Origin of the sequence: Caloramator mitchellensis, assembly GCF_001440545.1 — a bacterium.
In the GTDB taxonomy this organism is placed as follows: Bacteria; Bacillota; Clostridia; order Clostridiales; family Caloramatoraceae; genus Caloramator; species Caloramator mitchellensis.
This window is the reverse complement of sequence record NZ_LKHP01000014.1, coordinates 23193-45966: the sequence shown is the minus strand read 5'-3', so window position 1 is coordinate 45966 and position 22774 is coordinate 23193. Positions and strand designations below refer to the sequence as shown.

General features: G+C 32.1%; 24 protein-coding genes. 15 read left to right on the top strand and 9 right to left on the bottom strand.

Features of this window, described 5'->3' with window-relative positions; all coding sequences use genetic code 11:
- Window positions 1–27: 27 nt before the first annotated feature.
- Entirely contained in the window at window positions 28–969 is a 942-nt protein-coding gene (locus ABG79_RS10105) for a DUF5667 domain-containing protein (protein WP_057979359.1), read from the bottom strand.
- Between the two features lie 118 nt (window positions 970–1087).
- Between ABG79_RS10105 and sigI the strand changes: the two genes are divergently transcribed.
- From sigI to ABG79_RS10090, 3 genes are all read left to right on the top strand, one after another.
- On the top strand, window positions 1088–1753 hold the full coding sequence (gene sigI, locus ABG79_RS10100; RefSeq protein WP_057979358.1) for an RNA polymerase sigma-I factor: 666 nt from the start codon (window positions 1088–1090) through the stop codon (window positions 1751–1753).
- On the top strand, window positions 1746–2513 hold the full coding sequence (locus ABG79_RS10095; protein WP_057979357.1) for an anti-sigma factor domain-containing protein: 768 nt from the start codon (window positions 1746–1748) through the stop codon (window positions 2511–2513). The genes sigI and ABG79_RS10095 overlap by 8 nt, the downstream gene beginning before the upstream one ends.
- Window positions 2514–2603: 90 nt before the next feature.
- Window positions 2604–3923, top strand: a complete 1320-nt coding sequence (locus tag ABG79_RS10090) for a glycosyl hydrolase family 18 protein (protein WP_057979356.1) — start codon at window positions 2604–2606, stop codon at window positions 3921–3923.
- 32 nt (window positions 3924–3955) lie between these two features.
- On the opposite strand, the gene ABG79_RS10085 is transcribed toward ABG79_RS10090, so the two are convergent.
- Complete coding sequence (locus ABG79_RS10085) at window positions 3956–5224, bottom strand: aminotransferase class V-fold PLP-dependent enzyme (RefSeq protein ID WP_057979355.1); 1269 nt, start codon at window positions 5222–5224, stop codon at window positions 3956–3958.
- A gap of 143 nt (window positions 5225–5367) precedes the next feature.
- Between ABG79_RS10085 and ABG79_RS10080 the strand changes: the two genes are divergently transcribed.
- Window positions 5368–5745 carry a DUF2500 domain-containing protein gene (locus ABG79_RS10080; protein WP_057979354.1) on the top strand — a complete coding sequence of 126 codons (378 nt, stop codon included), beginning with the start codon at window positions 5368–5370 and terminating at the stop codon, window positions 5743–5745.
- 19 nt (window positions 5746–5764) lie between these two features.
- Here the strand turns inward: ABG79_RS10080 and ABG79_RS10075 are convergent, their stop codons facing one another.
- From ABG79_RS10075 to ABG79_RS10055, 5 genes are all read right to left on the bottom strand, one after another.
- Window positions 5765–6091 carry a thioredoxin family protein gene (locus ABG79_RS10075; protein ID WP_057979353.1) on the bottom strand — a complete coding sequence of 109 codons (327 nt, stop codon included), beginning with the start codon at window positions 6089–6091 and terminating at the stop codon, window positions 5765–5767.
- Window positions 6092–6158: 67 nt separating this feature from the next.
- Window positions 6159–6962: a PhnE/PtxC family ABC transporter permease gene (locus tag ABG79_RS10070; RefSeq protein WP_057979352.1), complete on the bottom strand. Its 804-nt coding sequence runs from the start codon at window positions 6960–6962 to the stop codon at window positions 6159–6161.
- Window positions 6959–7732: a PhnE/PtxC family ABC transporter permease gene (locus tag ABG79_RS10065; RefSeq protein WP_057979351.1), complete on the bottom strand. Its 774-nt coding sequence runs from the start codon at window positions 7730–7732 to the stop codon at window positions 6959–6961. Before ABG79_RS10065 ends, ABG79_RS10070 begins: the two co-directional genes overlap by 4 nt.
- 1 nt (window position 7733) lies before the next feature.
- The gene (locus ABG79_RS10060) at window positions 7734–8480 is read right to left on the bottom strand and encodes a phosphonate ABC transporter ATP-binding protein (RefSeq protein WP_057979350.1); all 747 of its coding nucleotides are present in this window, start codon (window positions 8478–8480) and stop codon (window positions 7734–7736) included.
- Between the two features lie 9 nt (window positions 8481–8489).
- A complete protein-coding gene (locus ABG79_RS10055; RefSeq protein WP_057979349.1) occupies window positions 8490–9362 on the bottom strand; it encodes a putative selenate ABC transporter substrate-binding protein in 873 nt (290 codons plus the stop codon).
- 212 nt (window positions 9363–9574) lie between these two features.
- Here ABG79_RS10055 and ABG79_RS10050 point away from each other — a divergent pair, with 212 nt between their 5' ends.
- The 3 genes from ABG79_RS10050 (at window position 9575) to ABG79_RS10040 (ending at window position 11782) form a co-directional block, all read left to right on the top strand.
- Window positions 9575–10906 (top strand): FAD-dependent oxidoreductase, encoded by a 1332-nt coding sequence (locus ABG79_RS10050; protein WP_057979348.1) that lies wholly within the window; start codon window positions 9575–9577, stop codon window positions 10904–10906.
- 175 nt (window positions 10907–11081) lie between these two features.
- Entirely contained in the window at window positions 11082–11423 is a 342-nt protein-coding gene (locus ABG79_RS10045; protein WP_057979347.1) for a YtxH domain-containing protein, read from the top strand.
- Between the two features lie 11 nt (window positions 11424–11434).
- On the top strand, window positions 11435–11782 hold the full coding sequence (locus tag ABG79_RS10040; protein WP_057979346.1) for a DUF948 domain-containing protein: 348 nt from the start codon (window positions 11435–11437) through the stop codon (window positions 11780–11782).
- A 25-nt stretch (window positions 11783–11807) separates the two neighbouring features.
- Here ABG79_RS10040 and ABG79_RS10035 read toward each other — a convergent pair whose 3' ends face one another.
- Window positions 11808–12524, bottom strand: coding sequence for a GGDEF domain-containing protein (locus ABG79_RS10035; RefSeq protein WP_057979345.1), 717 nt, complete (start codon window positions 12522–12524; stop codon window positions 11808–11810).
- A 167-nt stretch (window positions 12525–12691) separates the two neighbouring features.
- On the opposite strand from ABG79_RS10035, the gene ABG79_RS10030 reads away from it, so the two are divergent.
- The 5 genes from ABG79_RS10030 to ABG79_RS10010 all read left to right on the top strand — a co-directional run bounded on the left by ABG79_RS10030 (window position 12692) and on the right by ABG79_RS10010 (window position 18281).
- The gene (locus tag ABG79_RS10030) at window positions 12692–13192 is read left to right on the top strand and encodes a gamma carbonic anhydrase family protein (protein ID WP_057979344.1); all 501 of its coding nucleotides are present in this window, start codon (window positions 12692–12694) and stop codon (window positions 13190–13192) included.
- Window positions 13193–13215: 23 nt separating this feature from the next.
- Window positions 13216–14907: a sensor domain-containing diguanylate cyclase gene (locus ABG79_RS10025; RefSeq protein WP_057979343.1), complete on the top strand. Its 1692-nt coding sequence runs from the start codon at window positions 13216–13218 to the stop codon at window positions 14905–14907.
- 105 nt (window positions 14908–15012) lie between these two features.
- Window positions 15013–15828, top strand: a complete 816-nt coding sequence (locus ABG79_RS10020; RefSeq protein ID WP_057979342.1) for an Mrp/NBP35 family ATP-binding protein — start codon at window positions 15013–15015, stop codon at window positions 15826–15828.
- A gap of 132 nt (window positions 15829–15960) precedes the next feature.
- Window positions 15961–17451: a YjjI family glycine radical enzyme gene (locus ABG79_RS10015; RefSeq protein ID WP_057979341.1), complete on the top strand. Its 1491-nt coding sequence runs from the start codon at window positions 15961–15963 to the stop codon at window positions 17449–17451.
- Window positions 17448–18281 carry a YjjW family glycine radical enzyme activase gene (locus ABG79_RS10010; protein WP_057979340.1) on the top strand — a complete coding sequence of 278 codons (834 nt, stop codon included), beginning with the start codon at window positions 17448–17450 and terminating at the stop codon, window positions 18279–18281. The genes ABG79_RS10015 and ABG79_RS10010 overlap by 4 nt, the downstream gene beginning before the upstream one ends.
- 22 nt (window positions 18282–18303) lie before the next feature.
- Here ABG79_RS10010 and ABG79_RS10005 read toward each other — a convergent pair whose 3' ends face one another.
- Window positions 18304–19572 carry an L-cysteine desulfidase family protein gene (locus ABG79_RS10005; RefSeq protein WP_057979339.1) on the bottom strand — a complete coding sequence of 423 codons (1269 nt, stop codon included), beginning with the start codon at window positions 19570–19572 and terminating at the stop codon, window positions 18304–18306.
- Window positions 19573–19741: 169 nt separating this feature from the next.
- Between ABG79_RS10005 and hcp the strand changes: the two genes are divergently transcribed.
- The 3 genes from hcp to ABG79_RS09990 all read left to right on the top strand — a co-directional run bounded on the left by hcp (window position 19742) and on the right by ABG79_RS09990 (window position 22712).
- Window positions 19742–21382 (top strand): hydroxylamine reductase, encoded by a 1641-nt coding sequence (gene hcp, locus ABG79_RS10000; RefSeq protein WP_057979338.1) that lies wholly within the window; start codon window positions 19742–19744, stop codon window positions 21380–21382.
- Between the two features lie 100 nt (window positions 21383–21482).
- Window positions 21483–22058 (top strand): sigma-70 family RNA polymerase sigma factor, encoded by a 576-nt coding sequence (locus ABG79_RS09995; RefSeq protein ID WP_160318234.1) that lies wholly within the window; start codon window positions 21483–21485, stop codon window positions 22056–22058.
- A gap of 108 nt (window positions 22059–22166) precedes the next feature.
- Window positions 22167–22712: an NADH peroxidase gene (locus ABG79_RS09990; RefSeq protein ID WP_057979336.1), complete on the top strand. Its 546-nt coding sequence runs from the start codon at window positions 22167–22169 to the stop codon at window positions 22710–22712.
- Window positions 22713–22774 lie beyond the last annotated feature (62 nt).

The following is a 22774-nucleotide window of genomic DNA, read 5'->3' as shown; positions in this document are numbered from 1 at the left end:
CTACCTTCTTACAGATTGCTTGTTCAATTACTCACTTACAACGTTTTTGTTTATTGTATCCAAGAATTTCTTGCCTTTTCCTTTTTTGTTTTTTGAATTATTATTTTCTTCTGTTTTATTTCTTTCTTGGTTCTTTTCTTTATTTTCTAAGTTCCCATTAACCATTTTTCTAACTTCTTTAGCTTCTTGTTTAGTTATAGTTCCGTTTTTTACTTCTTGTTTTAATGTGTTTTTAACTTCCTTTTTCAACTCTTTATTTTTCATTACTTGCTTTTTAGCTTCCATTGCACTCTTTAATTCAGCTTTTTTAGCTTCAAAGGATGACTTTGCAGTATTTAATAGCTCCGAAGCTTTTTTAATTTCATCTTCATTATTTGACTCTATTGCTGCTTTTAGCATTTCTTCAGCTTCATTGAGAGCTTTTCTAGCGGTGTTTAATTCATGTCTCTTTTCAACCATATTAACTACAGCTTCTTTTTTTGCAGTTTGAAGCTCAATAACCTTTTGAATGGTAGGCTTTGCATTTTCAGAAACCTTTTCTTGTATTTTTGTTAGCACTTCAATAGATTTTTTATATTTAGCATCTATTTGTTCTTTTATCTTGTCTATTTCTTCAGACTTTACCTCAGTTGTTTGATTTTCATTATCTATAATTGTTTTAAATTCAGATTGTGCATCATCCATTTTACTTTGATATTCTTCTACGGTTGTTTTTGTTAATTCTTCTTTTCCTTCTTCAGCCATGACTTGTGCCTCGGATAATCTTTCTTCTGCAACAGTTGTTATAACTTCTATCTTTTCTTGTGAATCATCAGCTAGAGCAATTTTAACTTCATCTACTAATTTGTCAATTGGATATAAAATACTGTCAGGGGTAATTCCAGCATTTACTTCTTGAGTTTCAGCATGAGCAATAGTAAGATTAAATGATATGATAAGTGAAACAGCAAATACGATAATTTTTTTCATCCTAGATTCCTCCTTTTGATTGTTTTCACTAATTAATACGCAAGCTGAAAATAATTTAAGGGGGTACCCACTTAAAAAAAGTATTTATTTCGTATAAATAAATGAGAGGGGGAAGGAGATGTGGCAAAAGAACAATAAGGAAGAGTTAATAAATGAAAACAAGAAGTTTATATATAATGTTGTTTCGAGCATATGTAAAAGAAGGATGGAATGGGAAAACGATGATGAGCTTAGCATTGCATTAATTGCCTTTAATAAGGCTATAGATAAATTTGAAAAAGAAAAGGGTAACTTTTATTCATATGCAAAAATGCTCATTAAAAACTCCATAATCGATTATTTCAGAAAAAATAAAGAAAAGTATATACTTGCATTTCAAGAAGATGAAATAGTTGAACTCGATTATAAAAATTCTATTAACGATTATGAAGCTGAAAATGAGAGAAAAATGATGACTTTGGAAATAATAGAGTTTTCAAAAAGATTGCAGGAGTTTGGAATTGAGCTTAAAGACCTTGTAAATAATTCGCCTAAACACAAAGATACAAGAGATGAATTGTTAAATTTAGCAATGGTTATAGCTGGGGATTCTGAATTAATTGAAAATATAAATAAGACGAAAATGCTTCCTATAAAAAAAATTAGTCAGATAACTTTAAAAAAAGAAAAATTTGTTGAAAAGTGGAGACGATATTTGATAGCTCTTATTATATTGTTATCAAATGATGAATTTGAATATATTAAGTCCTATCTCAATATAAAGGTAGGTGATAAGATTGATTAAAAAGGGAATAGTTATCGAACATGACGGCAAAAAAGGGATTTTAATGACCAGCTCAGGTGAATTTATAAAGATAAACACTAAGGGAAAAATTGAATTAGGTCAGGAATATGTTTATAAGACAAATGAGTACTTAAGCTACAATAAATTGTTAATAGCTGCGTCAATGGTTTTATTTATCTTTTCAACTTTATTTTACAATATGTATTACACAGTTTACGCTTCTGTAATTGTAAGTATAAACCCAAAGGTTAAACTTGAGGTAAATAGATTTGAAAGAATTATTAATGTGATGCCCTTAAATGATGATGCAAAGGAGCTAATAAGGGATATTAATTTGAAAAACAAAAAAATAGAAGATGGGTTGATGATGGTCGTGGAAAAGGCAAAGGAGAAAAAAATCATAACTGACGAATATAAAAAGGGAAGTTCTCAGGCAGTTGAAGTTACGACTGAAGGAAAACCGCTAAAGCTTGATTCTTTTTATAAGGAAATTGAAAATAGAGGCATAAATATTAAAACTGTAGAAGAAAACGTTAAAATAAGAAAAAATAATAATAAGAATAACAGTGATACTACAACAAAAAGATTAGAAGAGAAGTATATAGAAAAAAATAATTTGAAAAATAAAAAAGAAATACCAAGCAATAAAAAAAGAGAAAAAATTGAATTTGAAGAAGACAGGGACAAACAGAAAAATATGAATAAAAAGCACGAAAATAAAAACAGCAATAAAAATAATATCAAAGGTAAAAATAATTAAAGCTTCAGGGTAGATATGGAATTCCATGTAATAATTACTTGTTAATATTTAATAAGAGCCTCCGATATATAAAGTAAAGGAGGCGATTTTATGTCTAAAATCAAGAAAATATATACAGCTATTATTTTGTTTGTAATGGCTATAGGAAATATTGCAGTATTTGCAGCAAAGCCAAGCAAAACACCACCGTTGCCGCCATCAAGCATTGGTGCCCAGAATATTACAAGTAATAGTTTAACTTTAACTTGGACGAGCAGTAAAGGAGCAACAGGATACAAGATTTATATGGCAACACCAAATGATGCAAATTATACTCAGATTGCAACTTTATCTGGGACAAGCTATAATGTTTCTAATTTAAAACCAGCTACATCCTATTGGTTTTTTGTCCGTGCATATAATTCTTATGGAACTTCAGGGGATTCAAAACATATAAATGTTGTAACCCCTAATGTAATAGTAAATTCGAGCAAAAATGTAATTGGTTTTGCAACCTATTACTATTCTGGAGACAAATCTTCATATAACTCGATGCTAAATTACGGAAACTATTTGAATACTATAATAACTCACACATATATAACAGATGGACAAGGTAATGTTTCAGGGCTTGTTCCAGCAGAGCAAATCAATTATGCAAACAATAATTCAATTATTCCATTAGTAATGGTTAGCAACAATTTTAGCGGAGAAGTTGCAAAACAGTTGTTAGAATCACCTTCAAACAGGCAAAATCTTATAGGTAATATTTTAAATGCGATAAAGTCTAATGGATATAAAGGTGTTAATATTGATTTAGAAGGGGTTTATTACTACGATAGAGCATATTTATCAACGTTTATTAAGGAACTTTATGATGTTTTAAAGCCACTTGGATATATAATAACTATATCAGTTCCGGCAAAGACATCCGATAGCTTAACTAACAGCTGGAATGGTGCATATGATTATGCGGAACTAGCAAAATATGTTGACCAATTCGTTCTTATGACTTACGATGAACACTATCCAGGAGGAACACCAGGAGCAATAGCATCTATAGGTTGGGTTCAAAAGGTAATTGAATATACAATAAGTGTAGTTCCAAAGGATAAAGTAATACTTGGACTTGCGGCCTATGGATATGATTGGTCATCAAATGGAACGAAGGCATACAGCATAAACGGAATATATAATCTTGCTGCAAACAATGGTGCTACTATACTTTGGGATGATGCATCAAAGTCACCATATTTCAACTACAAGGATGCATCTGGATTAACCCACAGCGTATGGTTTGAGAATGAAGTGAGCATTTCATATAAGCTTGATTTAGTTAATAGTTACAACCTATCAGGTATAGCAATTTGGAGACTTGGACTTGAAAACGCTGCATATTGGGATACGATAAAAACAAAGTTGAACAAATAAAAAACAGATAACCTTTAGGTAATGCCTAAAGGTTATCTGTTTTTTATTTTTCTTAAAGCCCATATAAGGCAATCGATTTCTTCAAAAGTATTGTAAAGGCCAAAGCTCAAGCGTATCATACCAGGTCTTTTTAGGTCAGGGTTTTTTCTAAATTTCTCTATATCATCTTTGTTTATTTTCAATAGTCTTTGAACATAAGGTTGGGCACAAAAACATCCGCTTCTAACTCCAATTCCAGCTTCTTCAGCAAGAGTTTGTGCTACTTTCTCATGATAAATTCCTCTAACGTTAAAGGGGATAATGGCGACTTTATTAGAAGTATCGTTACAATATAATTCAATGCCGTCAATATGTGATAATCTTTCATTTGCATATTCTAATAAAGAATATTCATATTCTTCTATTCTATCCATGCCTATTTTCTCAAGTGTATCAATAGCAGCAGTCAGGGCTAAAACCCCCATTAAATTTGGTGTTCCAGCTTCATCCTTTGAGGGCGGGTCATCCCATATTACAAAATCACGTGATACCAGTTTTACTGTTCCGCCTCCTTTATAGTCAGGTTCTCCTCTCTCGAAAAACCTTTTAGGTCCTATTAATGCACCGACTCCAAACGGGGCATACATTTTATGCCCAGAAAAAGCAAGAAAATCTATTTGATCATAGGAGCTATACCCGTCCATATTAATTTTCTTGTGCGGAACTAACTGTGCTCCATCGACTAGAATCATAGCACCGTTTTTATGAGCAAGTTTTGCTATTTGATGAATTGGATTAATGTATCCTGTAACATTAGATGCTCCAGTTACTGTAACTAGTTTGACTTTTCTATTGTATTTTATAAGCTTTTTCTCAAGATCATCTAGCGAGAATCTGCCACACTCATCGGTTTCAATGTAATCCACTATGAACTTATTTCTCCAGGGTAAATCATTTGAATGGTGTTCCATTGAAGTAGACAGAACTACACACTTATCATCTTTACATAATCTGTTTGAAAGTTTATTTATTGCTTCTGTTGTATTTTTTACATAGATGGCAGTATAATTTTCTATATCCGCCCCAACGAATCTTAAAATTTTATTTCGTGAGTTTTCATATAATTCAGTGGAAACGATTGATTTATAACCTGTTCCTCTGTGAATGGAAGAATACCAGGGAGCAAAGTAATTAATAGCTTCCATTACTGATTTAAATGGTGGGGTAGTAGCAGCATTATCAAAATTTATATATTTTGTCCACTTTCTATTTTTTAAAGGAATATAAGTGTCTGTTCCAAGAACTAGATGCCTGAAATTCATAACATCAACCCCTAAGTTTTTCTCATAATATTATATTTAGAAAGAAGATATTTTGATATAAAATTATTACAAGAAAAGGAATTTTTGAGTTTGTGAAGAATATTATAAGTAAGAGGTTTATTATTTGATTTGAGGTGAGTTTTATGCACATGGGTTTCTGGTTGGATTCTTTATTTTTTATTATTCCTGTAATCATTATAACAATGTTCGTAATTACAATGATAATTAACGTAAAAAATTACATTAAAAATTCTTCCTCTCCAATTTTAAGTGAAAAGGTAAGAGTGGTATCAAAAAGGTTTGATGTTAGACATACTCACCATGCAGCTTCAGAAAACACAACACATGTTACTAGTTCAACAACTTATTATATAACTTTCGAAAATGAGGCAGGGCAAAGGTTTGAACTGAGGGTAGGCCCTAGTGACTATGGTCTAATAGTAGAAGGAGATGAAGGAATTGTAACTTATCAAGGGGAATGGTTTAAAAGATTTGAAAGAAATATAAGAGGGGCTGTCTAAAATATGACGGCCCCTTAAATTAATCAAATAATAGTTTATAATACTTCTTTATTGTTTCTTCAAATGTTTCAAGGCTTATATATCTTGATTCCCTTGAAAATTCTTTACCGTCAATGTATAAAAGGATTGTTGGATATGCGAATACTGAATATGCACCGGCAGCTTCCAGAGTCTTCGATATATCTACCTTAGCAAGGCTAACTTCGGGGTATTCCCTCAGCATTTCTTCAATTTTTGGCAATAATACTTTACAAACATTGCATCCTTCTGTTGTAAAATAAACTACTGCCATTTGATTTGATTGAATAAACTGTGATATTTCATCATTAGTCCTTAATAATATCATACAAACTTCCCCTTTTAAAATGATTTTACTATCATATTTTATACCTAATAGGGGTATATGTCAAATTTTATTCTGAAAGCTTTACAAGTAGAAAATAGCAAATGAGTATAATACTTATTTCAGAGTAGTTAAAGTAACTCATACTAAGTCTAAATTGTTTGCCTAATCCGCCCGCACCGACAAATCCTACGACAATGGTCGTCCTAGTTATTATTTCAAATCTATATAAAATGTATTCTAAAAATTTATTGTAAACTGAAGGGAATACGCCATAGGTTAAAATTTGCCATTTAGAGGCACCGCATGATGATAAGTTAGCAAAAGGTTTATAATCCAAATTTTCAATAACCTCAGAACAAAGTTTGCCAAGTATTCCGTAGTTATGCAATGCAAGAGCTAAGGCTCCAGGTAAAATCCCGGGTTTAAAGAAAAAAATAATTATCATAGCCCATAGAAGTTCAGGAACAGCTCTTGTAAAAATATACATAAATCTTGTAAAGTAAAATAGTCCCAAATTTAATAATCCTTTTTTATGTGTTAAAGTTCCATCAGCTATATTTCTTGAAGCAAAAGCTACAGTTAATATTACGCCTATTGAAGAAAGTCCAATTGCTATAACGCTCATCAGGAAAGTTTCATAAGTTAAATATATAATGTTTTTCCATGAAGTAAAGCTTAATAATGCTGAATTTGATTCATTAAAGCCCAACATTCCTAATACAAATTTTTTGGCATTATTAATATTCTGTTGATTAATTAATGAAAACAAGTTTGCGTCATCAGCTATTAAAATAAATCCCCAAGAAAATATCACTAAGGCTAAAACTAATATTTTATTAATAAAAAGAAAGTCAATTTTGCGCAATCTCATTCTATCAACCTCTTTCGAAGCGCATTGCTCCACAACTCAATTATTATAATCATTAACAAGAGAAATATAAAATATGTCCACATCCTGCTAAAGTTTAAGTCATCAAGGGCTAATTGAATTTGATATCCAAGACCACCAAGTCCAACAAAACTCATTACTGTTGATGACCTTACAGCGCATTCAAATCTATACAAGCTATAACTTATTATATCCTTACTTGCCATTGGCAGATAAGCGTAAAAGAGGCATTGTAATTTTGATGCACCTGAAGATTTTAGGTGTAGAATTGGTTCAATAGGGACACTTTTAAAATTATTTGAATATATTCTTCCTAAAATTCCTCCATAGGGGATAGCTATGGCTAAAATTGCGGCATAAGGGGATAGCCCAAAAGCAGTAACAAATAACCAAGCCCAAACAAGTTCATGGATAGTTCGCATAAACTCGAGTATATTTTTAGATGCATTAGCAACTAATGAATTGCTTATCAATACTCCCGATGATAAAGTTCCAAATATAAAACCTAAAACGATAGCCACTGTAGTTCCAGCAACAGCATAGGATAAAGTTCTTATGCTTGAAATCACTGCAAGAGATAGTATCTCACTTGAGATATCTGGACGAAGTGCTGCTTTAAATATTTGCACAATAATTTCTTTACCACCTGTGTGCACAAGACCATTTTTATAATCTAATAGAAAAGGAGAAATTAAAAAGGTCAATAAAAGCAGTAAACTTAAAATCCTTTTTTTATAAGTAAATCCCTCCATATTACTTCAGCTCCTGATAATTGTATAAGTCTTTTATAATCTCATCTGTTATTTCATTTGAAGGCAAATCAAAAACTACATTTCCATCTTTGATACCAATAAGCCTGTCAAAGTATTTTTTGGCAAATTCTATTGAATGAATACTTGCAATTAATGATATTTTTTCTTTTCTTGCTAGATTTACAAGGATTGATAATATATCTTCAGCTCTCGCAGGGTCAAGCGATGATACAGGCTCATCAGCTAATACAACTTTAGGGTGCTGAAGTAGAATTCTTGCGATTGCAACCCTCTGTTTTTCGCCGCCTGAGAGATTCGCTGTTTTTTCGTCGAATTTTTCTGTAATACCCACTTTATTAAGAGCATCCAATGCTTCATCCTTGCCCTGGGGGAAAAATAAAGAAAAAAGAGATTTGATAAATCCCCATTCATGCAATTTTCCGGCAAGAACATTGTGGATGACTTTTAAATCGTCTATAAGGTCAAATTGCTGTCTTATGATACCAATTTTCTTTGCTAATTGTTTATTGGATTTATAATTCACTATGTTAATTCCATCGATTGTAACAGAGCCATTGTCAGGATGTGTGAAACCTGAAATTATGTTTAAAAGTGTTGTCTTACCAGCTCCAGATGGTCCAAGAATTGCTACGATTTCACCTTCTTCAACGCTAAAAGAAATGGAAGACAATACTTCCATTTCTTTAAATCTTTTTTGTATATCTTTTAGTTCAACTATTTTTTTCATATACTCACCCTATTTAATAATTCCAAGTTTTTTAGCAACTGTCTCTATTGCTGAATAATTTGAGTTATTAGTTTCTATAAATTTATCCGTTTGAAAGAAATCTAATATTTCTTTTTGTTCACCGTTCATGCTAAGTATGGCTTCTTTAATTTTATCTTTAGTTCCTTTATTAAAAGTAGAATCAACATTAGCGTTGATAGTCCAGTTATAATCAAAATATGCAGGAGTAGTGTATATAGCTTTTACTTTATTTAAATCAACTTTACCTTCTTTTACAGCCTTTTGCCATACAGCTTCATTTAAGACACCTGCTTGGAAGGCACCAGATTCAACAAGCTTATAGGTTTTATCGTGTGAACCTGAGTAATTTGGTTGCCCATTAAAATCCTTATCAGGGTCAATTCCTGATTCTAAAAGAAAATACCTTGGCATTAAATGTCCAGAAGTAGAACTTTCGCTGCCAAAAGTGAATGTAAGCCCCTTTAAATCTTTTAATGAATTAACATTTATATTTTTTTGCACAATAAATACAGAATGAAATTCTGCATCTCTTGGCCTTTGTGCAATAGCTTCGGCCCCTGGAACTTTGTTTCTTGCTTGAACCCCAGTTAATCCACCAAACCAGGCAAGGTGTATTTCTCCGCGTTCAAAGGCTGTCACGAGAGCAGCATAATCTACAGATTGAACATATTCTACTTTTAGTCCAGTTTTTTGGCTTAAATAATCTGCAAATTTATTCATTGTATTTGTTAAATCAGAAGCATTTTGGTCAGGAAGGGCACCTATCTTAAAAGTTGGAACTTCCTTTGAGGAATTATTTGAACAAGATACAAAATTAAATAGGAAGAATAAAATTAAAAGTAACGTGCTTATTTTTTTCATGTCAGTCCTCCTTAATTGAGAAGTATTTTTATTTATCTAATTAGATTATAGTTTCTTAAGTTAAAGAAAAGAAATAAAAAATAACAATAGTAGCAATAATTTAAATAGGAAAAATCTATAAGCTTAAAAGCTAAATAAATATTAATTATTAGTTGAAAATAATTATTTAAAGATATATAATATAGAAAAAGAAAATAGAGAGGAGAAATAGTATGAAGGTTGCTGTTATAGGCTGCACACATGCAGGAACTGCAGCTATTGTAAACACTGCAAAATTATACAAGGATGCTGAAATTACGGTTTATGAAAGAAACGACAATATTTCATTTTTATCATGTGGTATTGCTCTTTATGTTGGAGGTGTTGTAAAGGATGTTCAAGGGCTATTCTATAGTTCACCAGAAAAACTAAAAGAGCTTGGTGCAGTTACAAAAATGAGACATGATGTAATCGATGTTGATTTAGATAGAAAAATTTTAAAGGTAAGAAACTTAGAAACAGATGAAATTTTTGAGGACGATTTTGATAAGTTAATAATTACTACGGGTTCATGGCCAATAGTCCCAAAATTTGAAGGGATAGAGTTGGAGAACATAGTTTTAGCGAAAAATTTCTACCATTCAAATACAATAATAGATAAAGCAAAAGATGCAGAAAATATTGTTGTTGTGGGGGCAGGCTACATAGGAGTTGAACTTGTAGAGGCCTTTGAAACAAATGGTAAGAATGTTACTCTTATAGATACACAGGATAGAATCTTGAGTAAATATCTTGACAAGGAATTTACTGATATTGCTGAAGAAGAGTTGAAAAAGAGAGGAATTAAACTTGCGCTTTCTCAATCAGTTGTAAAATTTGAAGGAGAAAACGGAAAGGTTAAGAAAGTTATAACTGATAAAGGAGAATATACAGCAGATTTAGTAATCCTTTGCATTGGATTCAGACCGAATACTGACTTGTTCAAAGGCAAATTAAATATGCTGCCAAATGGTGCTATTATAGTTGATGAGTATATGAGAACAAGCAAAGAAGATGTTTTTGCGGCAGGCGACAGTTGTGCTGTTTTCTACAATCCAATTAAAAAGCATGAATATATTCCTCTAGCTACCAATGCAGTTAGAATGGGAACTTTAGCAGCACGAAACTTGGTTAAGCCTACTACAAAGTATTTAGGAACTCAAGGAACATCGGGCATTAAAATTTATGATTTACACATTGCTGCAACAGGACTTAATGAAGGATTAGCAAATTACTATGGAATAGAATATGATACAGTATTAATAGAAGACAGCTATAGGCCGGAATTTATGCCAACTCACGAAAAAGCGTTATTAAAAGTTGTTTACGAGAAGCAAACAAGAAGAATAATCGGAGCTCAGATACTTTCAAAGGTTGATTTAACTCAAATGATGAATACAGCATCTGTATGCGTTCAAAACGATATGACAATCGAAGAACTTGCCTTTGTTGATTTCTTCTTCCAGCCACATTTTAATAAACCATGGAATCTTTTGAATATTGCCGCTCTAAATGCAATAGGTTAAGCAAATGCTTAACCTATTTTTTATGAACCTTTTTGTAATTTTCACATATTATATTATATCATAACAATTAGAAAAGAATAAATATTCTGACAAAATACACATAAAGAATTTGTCGAAATATTGTAAAATATTTCTTATAGTGCTATAATTAACAAAAAGGAAGGGGGGACGTTTTATGAAAAATGTAAAAATAAATTTTGATTTTCATGGAAAAAAGAAGGCCAAGAAAAATCTTAAGAAGGGTTTAGCCATTGGTGCAGCCTTAGGAACAGTAGTTGGAGCAGTAGCTGGAATTTTAACAGCACCTAAGTCTGGTAAAGAAACAAGAGAAGAAATAAAAAACGGCGTAATCGATGCTTCAGGTAAAGTTGTCGAAACTGCAAAGGAAGTTGCAGCTAAAACTGTAACGATGATTAAGGAAAAAATAAAGAAGGACAATGATGTAGCAGAAGAAGTTGTGTTTGACGACGTTATAGATGAAGTTAAAGATACCGAAAGCAAAGAATCTAATGAATAAGAGGTGAAAAAATGACACTAACGATAACACCTCAAGGGGTTATGTATTTTTTTCTAAGCATTTCACTTGTTTTAATAACTGTTTACTTGGTAAAAACCCTGATTAGTTTAAACAAACTTTTAAATAATGTAAACCAAGTTATTGAGGAGAATAAAAGCAATATTGATGAGTCACTGGCAAACGTAAACGCAATTACAAGTTCTGCAAAAGGCAAAATGGATTTTATTGACAAATTCATTAAATCCGATGAGACTGCAACCTCTAAAGACGAAGTAGACATATTCTCAACAATAAGCATGATTATAACGCTTATAAATGAATTAAAGGAATTGCTTCCTAAAAGAAAAAAGCATAGATAAAGGTTGTCTAAAAGACAACCTTTATCTATGCTAACCTACAATTTAGCTGCTTATTAATCTTCTTATTTTCATACATTTTAATATCTGCACATGCAACCATTTCGTCAGCATTGTTATACAACTCCTCAATAGTTGCAAAACCAAAGCTAACTTTATGTTCATACCTTGAAAATATTAAATTTAATTCTGCTAAACCATCGTTAATTCTATTAACAATTTTTTGTGCTTTATTCATATCGCAATCAGGAAGAACTATTAAAAATTCGTCTCCCCCAAGCCTTATAATATAATCTGTATTTCTAATATTTTTCTTAAGAATATTAGAAATATTAATTATTAATCTATCCCCTTCGGAGTGACCTAATGTGTCATTTACTTGCTTGAGATTGTCAATATCAGCATATATAATTGTTAAATCTCTATCTTCTTTTTTATATTTTGTAAATAATTTTTCAAGCAAATCTAATCCAGTTCTTCGATTGTATACTCCGGTCATAATATCATATGTTGCGTAATATTTCCACAGCTTAATTCTTCTTTCGGTTTCTTTTTTAATCAACACATAAAGAAGAACAGCAGTTGTAAGAACAAAAATAAATCCTTTAAAAACAGATATGCCTTTTATATATGTTAGGTTGTTTTGATTATTCATTATCAACGCATCTGAATATAAAATCCATATAAAGCTAATTATGACATATACTAAAACTATTCTCAAAGAACCAATATTTATTCTTTTCACAATGGTTCATCCTTTCAAAATTTCTCTTGATAAACTGATTATAACATTAAATCGACAAAATTCAACATTTTTATATGTAAACTTTTTGTTGATTTTTTTCCTTACTTATTATATCGTATTTTTTAGAGAGAACTTAAGAATAATTATATTTTACTGGAGGAATAATCATGATTTATAAGTATCAAGGGATTACCCCTAAAATTGATGAATCAGTTTTTATAGCTGAAGGAGCAAGAATTATAGGAGATGTTGAAATAAAGAGGGATTCAAATGTGTGGTTTAACGCGGTTATCAGAGGCGATGTAGGGAGCATTAAAATAGGTGAGGGAACTAATATACAGGACAATGCAACAGTTCATGTTTCAACCAATAAGAGTCCAACTGTTATTGGAGACTATGTCACTGTAGGTCACAACTGTATAATACATGGGTGCAAAATAGGCAATTTTTCATTGATTGGAATGGGCTCAACAATTCTTGATGATGCAGAAATAGGAGAATACACCATAATAGGTGCAGGTTCTTTAGTTACCCAAGGCAAAAAAATTCCATCAGGTGTTTTAGCTATGGGTTCACCAGCTAAGGTTGTTAGAGAGCTTACGGTGGAGGAAATAGAATATTTAAAAAAATCTGCGGAGCATTATATTGAGCTTAGCAAAAAATATTGAGATTTCTAAAGAGGGTGGGGAATTTGAACAAGAGACATGCTGTTTTTAGGTTAGCAACATTATTAGCTTCTCTGTATATATTATCTATGGCATTTAACGAAAGCTTTTTATATCATCAAAGCACGGCCTTAATGATAATTACCTTGTTTGTTGCAACAATAATTATGGGATTAAAACAAATTGCTGCTGATAGAAATAAAGTAGAATTAACTGATGCGGTTTTCGCTTTTGTATTTTTTATCTGGGGATGGCAATATGCGGTAATTTTTACATTTGTTTACTGGATAGTTATAGACCTTTTGAGGGCAAGACAAGGATATGAATTAATAGATATTAATAAGGCTCTTTTTCATGCCTCTATTTTTTCTATAGCGTCATACCTTGCTTCAAATGCATGCCTATATTTTATATTAAATTTTAAAGTAGGATATTTGCTAAGATATTATATTATGTCTGGTATTTTCGTAGGATTATATCTTCTTGTCAATATTGCATTTGTGAAAATTGATTACTATTTCATTGATGGTGAAAAGTTTAATTTCAGCACGGAAATCAAGAAATACCTGTGGATTAATTTTATTGTTTCGGCTTTAATTTCAAGTATTTTATGGCTGATTTATTTTGTTTCTGGGTATACAGGAACTATACTTGTATTATTTATTCTTGTAATAATTCATTATTTTATGAATGTTTATAGCGAGCTAATTAGGAAAACAGAGCTAATGAATAGTTTAATAAAAATAACAAGAGACATAGTTATTTATGGGGATTTTTCTGACAAAATTAATAGGCTTGTAGATAATTTAAAAAATTTAATTCCTTATGATATTTGTGCAATATACTTTTTTCAATCTCAGGATGAAGAAACACAATTACCTATAGCATATAGGGCACCTTCGGAGCTTGATATTTCGGAATTAGAATTTAATCTTTCTTCTTCTGCTGTAACTGCTAAGACTGTAAGAGAAGGGAAAATATATATTAGTAAAGACGTAGCAAAGGACAGCAGAATAAAAATTACTGGTAAGTTAAGTAATTACGCTAAATCAATTGTATTTGTTCCTATAATTATTGATAATAGTGTAAATGGATTGATTGCAGTTGCAGGAGGAACAAAGTTTTCACAATTTTTGTCTCAGGGAGTTATAGATTGCCTTAGCATTCTTTCAAATCAACTAGCTCTGGCATTTGAGAATAACCTAATCTATAAAGATATAAAATTTAGAGCTGAAGTAGATGCACTTACGGGATTATACAATAGAAATATGTTTGATAATCAGATAAATCAACTTACTTCATCTAATGTCCCTTTTTCCTTTATACTTTTTGATTTGGATGATTTTAAACAAATTAACGATATACATGGACATATTGTAGGAGATAAGGCATTAAAACTAGCATCGGATATAATATTAAAATCTATTAGAAAGACTGATATGGCATTTAGATATGGAGGAGAGGAAATTGCTATAATTCTTAAGGAACTTTCTGAAGAGGATGCATTAATAATTGCTGAGAGAATAAGAAAGAAAATTGAAAAAGCAGAAATAAAAGATTTGAATAACTACATCAGGATAACAATAAGCGGTGGTGTCGTATCATTCCCAGGAAAATTTAAAAGTATTGAAGATTTGATAAGAAGAGCAGATGCTATACTTTATAGCGAATGTAAGAATAAAGGAAAAAACAGGGTATGTGCAAGTATTAATATGTAAATACTATAAATGTAAAGGGAAATAAATATTAGTTATGGGCATTTGACAACAACTTGAAATAGAGTTAATATATAATTGACAAATGCTCAAAATGAGGTGATTTTTATGTCAAATTGTAATACATGTCCATCAGCAGCTACATGCAGTAGCAAAGATAACGGTTCATGTACAATTGGGTTTAATACGAATAACAATATTAAAAATGTTATTGGTGTTATGAGCGGAAAGGGTGGAGTTGGAAAATCAACAGTTTCTGTTCTTCTTGCTAAGCAATTAAGAAAGAAGGGCTTGAAGGTTGGCATTTTGGATGCTGATATAACAGGTCCTAGTATTCCTAGGTTATTAGGGCTAAAGGATAAAAGAGCAACTGGCAATGAACAATATATATTTCCAGTTGAGACAAATGATGGAATAAAGGCAATGTCTCTGAACTTTTTAATGGAAGATGAAAATCAACCTGTAATATGGAGGGGCCCAGTTATAACAGGAGTCGTGCAGCAGTTTTGGAATGAAGTTTTGTGGGAGGAATTAGACTATTTAATAATAGATATGCCACCGGGAACAGGGGATGTTGCTTTAACAGTTATGCAGTCTATTCCTTTAACTGGACTTATTATGGTTTCAGTTCCGCAGGATTTGATTTCAATGATAGTCTCTAAGGCCATTATAATGGCAAAGAAAATGAACATAAATGTATTAGGTGTTATTGAAAATATGAGTTATATTATTTGTCCGGATTGTGGCAAGAAGATAAATATATTTAAAGAAAGCAATATTGAGAAATTTTTAGGCGAACTTGATGTTGATCTGCTTGGGGAATTGCCGATGATTGCTGAAATAAATGACCTTGAAAACTATGAAAAAAATGAGGAATTAATTGACAAACTAATGAATCCTATTGTCGAAAAGATTATTAAATAAATTTAGCTGCTCGGGAGGGCAGCTATTTTAATAGTCGTTTATTTGCTAACAGGTTATATCCATATTTTACTCTTTTATTTTTAGCTGCCTACAATTATAATTATATTATAAAAAATTGTTGGAGTTGATAAAATGAATAATATTTTAAGCATTATTAAAGACATTACTTTAACATATCAACAAAAAGTAGTTTCACTTGCGAGGGCAGCAGAAAAAACTTTGGATGTTTTAAAAATTAGCGATGAAGTTAAAAAATTAAAAAAAGAGGGAGTTATATGCGATTTAAACGAGGGACATGCCCCATATAGACCTCGATACATCGTCGTTGATTTTGAAAAATTTATGAGGCAAGGAAGTAGATTTTTAAGACTTGAACCACCTAAAGATATTTGGGAGGCTACTAATAATCTTTTAATATTGTATAAGCATATACCTTCAATAACAACTTTCCCTGTTTACATTGGAAACATTGACTATCTACTAGAGCCATTCATAAAGGATGAGGATGAAAGCTATAGAGCCATAAAGTTATTTTTAAATCATATAGATAGGACAATTACAGATTCATTCTGTCATGCCAACATAGGTCCTAAAAGGACTAAAGCTGGAGAATTGATTATAAAGGCGTCTTCTGAACTTCAAAATGCTGTTCCTAATATTACGCTTAAATACAGCAGTGAAACAGATGAAGAATATGCAATTAAAGCAATATTAACTTCTCTTGATACTGCAAAGCCAAGTTTTGCTAATCACGAAATGTTTTTAAGAGACCTGGGAGAAAACTATGCAATTGCAAGCTGTTATAATGGACTTCCAATAGGTGGAGGAAGTTTTACTCTAGTTAGACTAAACCTTGCAGCACTTGCTAAAAAGGCTAAGGATGAAAATGATTTTATTGAATATGTATTGCCTTACGCGGTAAAGAATATGGCAGAATATATGGATGAAAGAATAAGATTTTTAGTTGAAGAAAGCAACTTTTTTGAAACCAGTTTTTTAGTTAAGGAAGGTCTTATAAATCAAGATAGATTTACGGCTATGTTTGGGATGTTTGGACTTGCTGAATGTGTCAATCACTTTATAAAATCTGATAATGCCTTTGATAGGTTCGGACATGGAGAATATGCAAACGAATTAGGACTTAGAATAATTCAGAAGCTGGATGAAGAAGTTAAGAAACATAAGAATAAATATTGTAAATTTTCTAATGAAAATTTTTTACTCCATGCACAGGTTGGCATAGATACAGATAAAAATATTAGTCCTGGCTGCAGAATACCAATAGGTGAAGAACCAGAACTGCCAATGCATCTTTTGCAGTCGGCACCATTCCATAAATATTTTCCATCAGGAATTGGGGATGTTTTTAGTTTTGACATAACAGCAAAGGAAAATCCTGAGTTTATACTGGATATAATAAAGGGTTCTTTCTATAAAGGGCTTAGATACATTTCATTCTATGCTAATGACAGTGATGTTGTAAGAATTACTGGATACCTTGTAAAGCGTTCTGACATGGAAAAACTTGAAAAGGGAGAAGCTGTGTATAATGATGCGGTAGTTTTAGGTCTTGGTTCTGTAAAGAATCAGAGGGTTCTTGAAAGAAAGGTTAGAGAAATATGAAGGCATTAGTCAATAAAATAATTCCCTTTAGCAGTGTTGATGGTCCTGGTAACAGGACGGCAATTTTCCTTCAGGGGTGCAATTTCAATTGCCTTTATTGCCATAACCCTGAAACTATCAACATCTGCAATGATTGTGGAACTTGTGTTACAAATTGCCCATATAATGCAATAAAAATAGAAAATGGAAAAGTAAATTGGCAGGAAGAAAGATGCGTAAAATGTGATAGATGTATAGAGGTTTGCCCTAGCAACAGCTCACCTAAGGTAAAGAAAATGAATATAGAGGAAATATTAAGTGAAATAGAAAAGTTCAAACCTTTTATATCGGGAATTACCGTATCTGGTGGCGAATGTTTATTACAAAATAAATTTCTAGGACAACTTTTTAAAAAGGTAAAAAGATTAGGACTTACTTGTTTTGTTGATACTAATGGATATATTCCTTTTAAAGAAATGCCTGAACTTACTAATCTGATGGATGATGCTATGTTAGATGTAAAATCAATAGATGAAGAAGAACACTATTGGCTCACTGGAAAAAGCAATAAAACTGTTATTGAAAATATAAACTTTCTTGGGAGTATTGATAAATTATACGAGGTGAGAACTGTTATAGTGCCGGAAGTTTTGGATAATGAAAGGAACGTAAGGGAAATAAGTAAAATATTAGCTAGCATAAACAAGGAAATAAGGTATAAGATTATTAAATTTAGACCTTTAGGAGTAAAGGGAATTCTTCAATCAGCCCAAATTCCTTCTGAGGATATGATGAACAATTTAAAATCTATTGCTTTAAATGAGGGCTTGAAAAAAGTAATAATTAAATAAAAGGATGGTAAGACCATCCTTTTTAACATTTGTTTGTCATTATATTTAATATAACATCGTCAGTTGTGTTCATTCCCAAAGTCCCTATTTTAGCAAGATTCATTATAGTTTTTTCAACATCTTCTTCTACTATTCCGTCATACTTTGATACTTCAACTCCAGATAGAGCAAGGAGAGCTGATTGAACTGCAGCAGAAGCTGCAGTAGATAATTTTAACGCACAACTAGGTTTTGCTCCATCGCAGATAATTCCTGCAATGTCGGCAACCATATTCTTAATAACTTTGCAAATTTCAACATATCCTCCACCAAGAAGATATGCTATAGCACAGCTTGCTCCTGTAGAAGCTGCAACTCCGCACCCGCATACTGGAGATAATCTTCCAAGATGACTTTTTATATGATAAGTAATTAAATGGCTGATGACAAGAGCACGTGCTAGTGTTTCATTATTAGAGTTAATCTTTTCAGCAACTGCAACAACAGGTAAAATAGCAGTGAGACCTTGGTTACCGCTTCCAGCACTGCTCATTACAGGGAGGGTTGCCCCTGCCATCCTAGCATCTGCTCCGGCAGCTGTTAAAGCCATTGCATAGTTATGAATATCATCAGAAAGAATCCCCTTTTTTATATTTTCCAGCATTTTTTTACCAACATTCAGACCATAATCTTTGCTAAGTCCCTCACTGCTAATTCTTCTGTTCATTTCAACGCCTTCCAATAAAAATTCAATATCTTTTATATTGACTGACAAAGCAAAATCTAATATATCTCTAACTGTTAAAGAGATATCTTCAACAAATGGAGCAATCTCATCCTCTTCTATATTCAAAAGCACCTGACCGTTTTTTTTAATGTAGACAAAATTGTTATGTCTGTTTTTTATTATGACCTTTACATAATCATTCTTAAAATAAAGAATAGACTCAATATAAAGCTTTTCATTTGTGTTTTTCAGGCTGACCTTAACTTTTCCATCTTCTATAAAGCCTTTTGCCATTTCGAGAATATCTGGAGTAACATCTTCAAGAACATTTAATCCCTTTGAAGAATTGCCAATAATACTTCCAATAGCAGCTGAAATATCAAGTCCTACCATTCCGGTATTAGGAACACCTACTCCCATACCGTTTTTCATTATATTTTTGCTTACATAAACTTCAACCATTTCAGGAATATTTTTTAGCTCGTCCTTAGCTTTTGCACAACAAAGTGCCACTGCGACAGGCTCTGTACAGCCTAATGCAGGAATAACTTCTCTTTTGAGTAAACAGACATAATCACCCTTCATAATTGTCCCCCTCTTAATTTTTTTATAGTAATAAAGTGTCAACAAAATAATTATAGCAAATCTATAAATAAAAAGCAGTGAAAAATTTTTGTTGTGACAAATATCACTGATTTATATATTTTTTTCCTTTATCATTAAAATGTAAAATAAATCAAACGGAGGGATAATAATGAGTATGTTTTGTTATCAATGCCAAGAGGCTGCTAAGGGAACTGGTTGTTCTTTAAGAGGAGTTTGTGGTAAAACAGACGACGTTGCAATAATGCAGGATTTACTTATGTATACATTAAAGGGAATTTCCTTATACAATCTTAAGGCGAAGGAAAATGGAGTTCAATTTGATGATGTTGATAAGTTCATAATGGAGGCACTTTTCTCAACAATTACTAATGTAAACTTCGATAGAAAATATTTTGTTGAAAAGATTAATACAGCCTTGGAAGTTCGAGATAATATAAAAAACAGTCTAAATGCAAAAGGAATAGATATAAGCGATATAAAGCATGATGCAGCAACATGGAAGGGTTCTGAAATTGAATTTGATAATAAGGCAATGACGATAGGCGTTCTTTCAACAACTAATGAAGACGTAAGATCATTAAGGGAACTTATAATTTATGGCGTTAAGGGCATGGCTGCTTATGCTTACCACGCATTTCAGTTAGGATATGCTGATAAGGAAATATTCAAATTTATGCAGAAGGCACTTGCTGCAACATTGGATGATAATCTTTCAGCTGATGAATTAGTAGCACTTGCTATGGAAACAGGAAAGTATGCTGTTGATACAATGGCGCTTCTTGATAAGGCTAATACATCAACTTACGGCAATCCAGAATTAACCAAGGTAAATATTGGTGTTAGAAATAACCCGGGAATACTAATCAGTGGACACGACTTAAAGGACCTTGAAGAATTATTAAAACAAACTGAAGGAACTGGAGTAGATGTTTATACTCATGGAGAAATGCTTCCAGCCCACTACTATCCAGCATTTAAGAAGTATTCACACTTTGTAGGAAACTACGGAAATGCATGGTGGCAACAGGATAAAGAATTTGAAAGTTTTAATGGACCGATTCTTATGACTACAAACTGCTTAGTTCCACCAAAGGATTCTTATAAGGACAGAGTATACACAACTGGTGTTGTTGGATTCCCAGGGGTTAAGCATATTGAAGAAAATGAAGATGGAGGCAAAGATTTCAGTGCAATAATTGAGCATGCTAAAAAGTGTGCAGCACCAATAGAAATTGAAAAGGGCGAAATTGTTGGAGGATTCGCACACAACCAGGTTCTTGCACTTGCAGATAAAGTTGTGGAAGCAGTAAAGAGTGGCGCAATAAAGAGGTTCTTTGTAATGGCTGGATGCGACGGAAGAATGAAGTCAAGAGAATACTACACAGAATTTGCAAAGGCACTTCCAAAGGATACGGTAATTTTAACAGCAGGTTGTGCAAAATACAGATATAACAAGCTTGATCTTGGTGACATAGGAGGAATTCCAAGAGTTCTTGACGCAGGACAATGCAACGACTCATACTCACTTGCAGTTATTGCACTTAAACTTAAAGAAGTATTTGGACTTGAAAATGTAAATGAACTACCAATATCATACAATATAGCATGGTATGAACAAAAGGCTGTTACAGTTTTACTTGCACTTTTATACCTAGGAGTAAAGAACATTCACTTAGGACCAACACTACCAGCATTCCTTTCACCAAATGTTGCAAAGGTTCTTGTTGAAAACTTTGGAATCGGTGGAATAACTAATGTGGAAGATGATTTGAAGATGTTTTTAGGATAATACAAAAGAAGCGGATGGCAGATGTCATCCGTTTTTTTTTATTTACTAAAACAAAAAAGATGGTAAAATGGTGATTAAAGATATTTTTAAGGAGTTCATTATGATTAGGGTGAAGGAAAAGCTCATTAAAATTGAGGGTGAATATATAGTTATTACATTTGAAGAAATATACGAAAAATTTAAATACATGATTCACGATATATGCAGAAAATGGAAGGATAACCTGGAATATAGCGATATATTCCAGGTTGGTAGTATAGGGCTATACAAAGCCTATTTAGATTATGATATTGCAAAAGGAAATGAATTTTCAACTATAGCTTATACCTATATAAAAAATGAAATAAGAAATTTTTACAGAGAAGTAAAAAAACATTTTGGATATCTTTCTTTGAATCAAGAGATGTATGATTCCGACAAAACACTTGGTGATTACATTAAAGATGAAGAATTTGAACATAAAGTTCTTGAGGAAATAACAAAAGAACAAGATTTAAACAGAATATATAAGGCATTTAGACATCTTACCAATAGACAGGAAGAGATAATTAAAAAATATTTTCTAGAAGGAAAAACAATGCAGGAAATAGCAGATGAGTTAGGATTCCATGTAAGCTACATTGGAAAAGTTATAAAAAATTCGGTAAAGAAAATACAGGACAACATTGAAGAATAATAATTTTCTACAAAAAACTATTGTCAAATATAAAAAATTATGATAATATATAAAATGTAAGCAATAAATGAAATTTTATCTAAATTTTGTGATAGGGAGGATGGGACTATGAAGAAGTTTGTATGTGCAATTTGCGGTTACGTTCATGAAGGAAGCGAGGCACCAGATAAGTGCCCACAATGTAATGCACCAAAGGAAAAGTTCATCGTTAAGGAAGAAGGAGAACTAGTTTGGGCTGATGAGCATAGAATAGGTGTTGCTAAGGGAGTAGACCCAGAAATTGTAGAGGGTTTAAAGATGAATTTTATGGGGGAATGCACAGAAGTTGGCATGTATCTTGCGATGAGCCGTCAGGCTGATAGAGAAGGATATCCAGAAGTTGCAGAAGCTTATAAAAGAATTGCCTTCGAAGAAGCAGAACATGCTGCTAAATTTGCTGAACTTTTAGGTGAAGTTGTAACAGATAGCACAAAGAAAAACCTTGAGCTAAGAGTTGAAGCTGAATATGGAGCATGTGATGGCAAACTTAAGCTTGCAAAGAGAGCAAAGGAGCTTGGACTTGATGCTATACATGACACAGTTCATGAAATGTGCAAAGATGAAGCAAGACATGGTTCAGCTTTCAGAGGACTATTAAAGAGATTTTTTAACTGATAACCCCTCAATTTAATATATAGGCACCCACATAAAACCACTGCGAAAGCAGTGGTTTTATT

Excerpts from the sequence above, each read along its gene's own strand:
- ABG79_RS10020 (WP_057979342.1), top strand. The coding sequence starts at position 15,013 with ATGTCAAATTGTAATACATGTCCATCAGCAGCTACATGCAGTAGCAAA.
- ABG79_RS10075 (WP_057979353.1), bottom strand. The coding sequence starts at position 6,091 with ATGATATTATTAAGGACTAATGATGAAATATCACAGTTTATTCAATCA.
- ABG79_RS10070 (WP_057979352.1), bottom strand. The coding sequence starts at position 6,962 with ATGAGATTGCGCAAAATTGACTTTCTTTTTATTAATAAAATATTAGTT.
- ABG79_RS09990 (WP_057979336.1), top strand. The coding sequence starts at position 22,167 with ATGAAGAAGTTTGTATGTGCAATTTGCGGTTACGTTCATGAAGGAAGC.
- ABG79_RS10090 (WP_057979356.1), top strand. The coding sequence starts at position 2,604 with ATGTCTAAAATCAAGAAAATATATACAGCTATTATTTTGTTTGTAATG.
- ABG79_RS10005 (WP_057979339.1), bottom strand. The coding sequence starts at position 19,572 with ATGAAGGGTGATTATGTCTGTTTACTCAAAAGAGAAGTTATTCCTGCA.
- hcp (WP_057979338.1), top strand. The coding sequence starts at position 19,742 with ATGAGTATGTTTTGTTATCAATGCCAAGAGGCTGCTAAGGGAACTGGT.
- ABG79_RS10050 (WP_057979348.1), top strand. The coding sequence starts at position 9,575 with ATGAAGGTTGCTGTTATAGGCTGCACACATGCAGGAACTGCAGCTATT.
- ABG79_RS10015 (WP_057979341.1), top strand. The coding sequence starts at position 15,961 with ATGAATAATATTTTAAGCATTATTAAAGACATTACTTTAACATATCAA.
- sigI (WP_057979358.1), top strand. The coding sequence starts at position 1,088 with ATGTGGCAAAAGAACAATAAGGAAGAGTTAATAAATGAAAACAAGAAG.
- ABG79_RS10030 (WP_057979344.1), top strand. The coding sequence starts at position 12,692 with ATGATTTATAAGTATCAAGGGATTACCCCTAAAATTGATGAATCAGTT.
- ABG79_RS10040 (WP_057979346.1), top strand. The coding sequence starts at position 11,435 with ATGACACTAACGATAACACCTCAAGGGGTTATGTATTTTTTTCTAAGC.
- ABG79_RS10065 (WP_057979351.1), bottom strand. The coding sequence starts at position 7,732 with ATGGAGGGATTTACTTATAAAAAAAGGATTTTAAGTTTACTGCTTTTA.
- ABG79_RS09995 (WP_160318234.1), top strand. The coding sequence starts at position 21,483 with ATGATTAGGGTGAAGGAAAAGCTCATTAAAATTGAGGGTGAATATATA.
- ABG79_RS10045 (WP_057979347.1), top strand. The coding sequence starts at position 11,082 with ATGAAAAATGTAAAAATAAATTTTGATTTTCATGGAAAAAAGAAGGCC.
- ABG79_RS10080 (WP_057979354.1), top strand. The coding sequence starts at position 5,368 with ATGCACATGGGTTTCTGGTTGGATTCTTTATTTTTTATTATTCCTGTA.
- ABG79_RS10010 (WP_057979340.1), top strand. The coding sequence starts at position 17,448 with ATGAAGGCATTAGTCAATAAAATAATTCCCTTTAGCAGTGTTGATGGT.
- ABG79_RS10085 (WP_057979355.1), bottom strand. The coding sequence starts at position 5,224 with ATGAATTTCAGGCATCTAGTTCTTGGAACAGACACTTATATTCCTTTA.
- ABG79_RS10105 (WP_057979359.1), bottom strand. The coding sequence starts at position 969 with ATGAAAAAAATTATCGTATTTGCTGTTTCACTTATCATATCATTTAAT.
- ABG79_RS10060 (WP_057979350.1), bottom strand. The coding sequence starts at position 8,480 with ATGAAAAAAATAGTTGAACTAAAAGATATACAAAAAAGATTTAAAGAA.
- ABG79_RS10055 (WP_057979349.1), bottom strand. The coding sequence starts at position 9,362 with ATGAAAAAAATAAGCACGTTACTTTTAATTTTATTCTTCCTATTTAAT.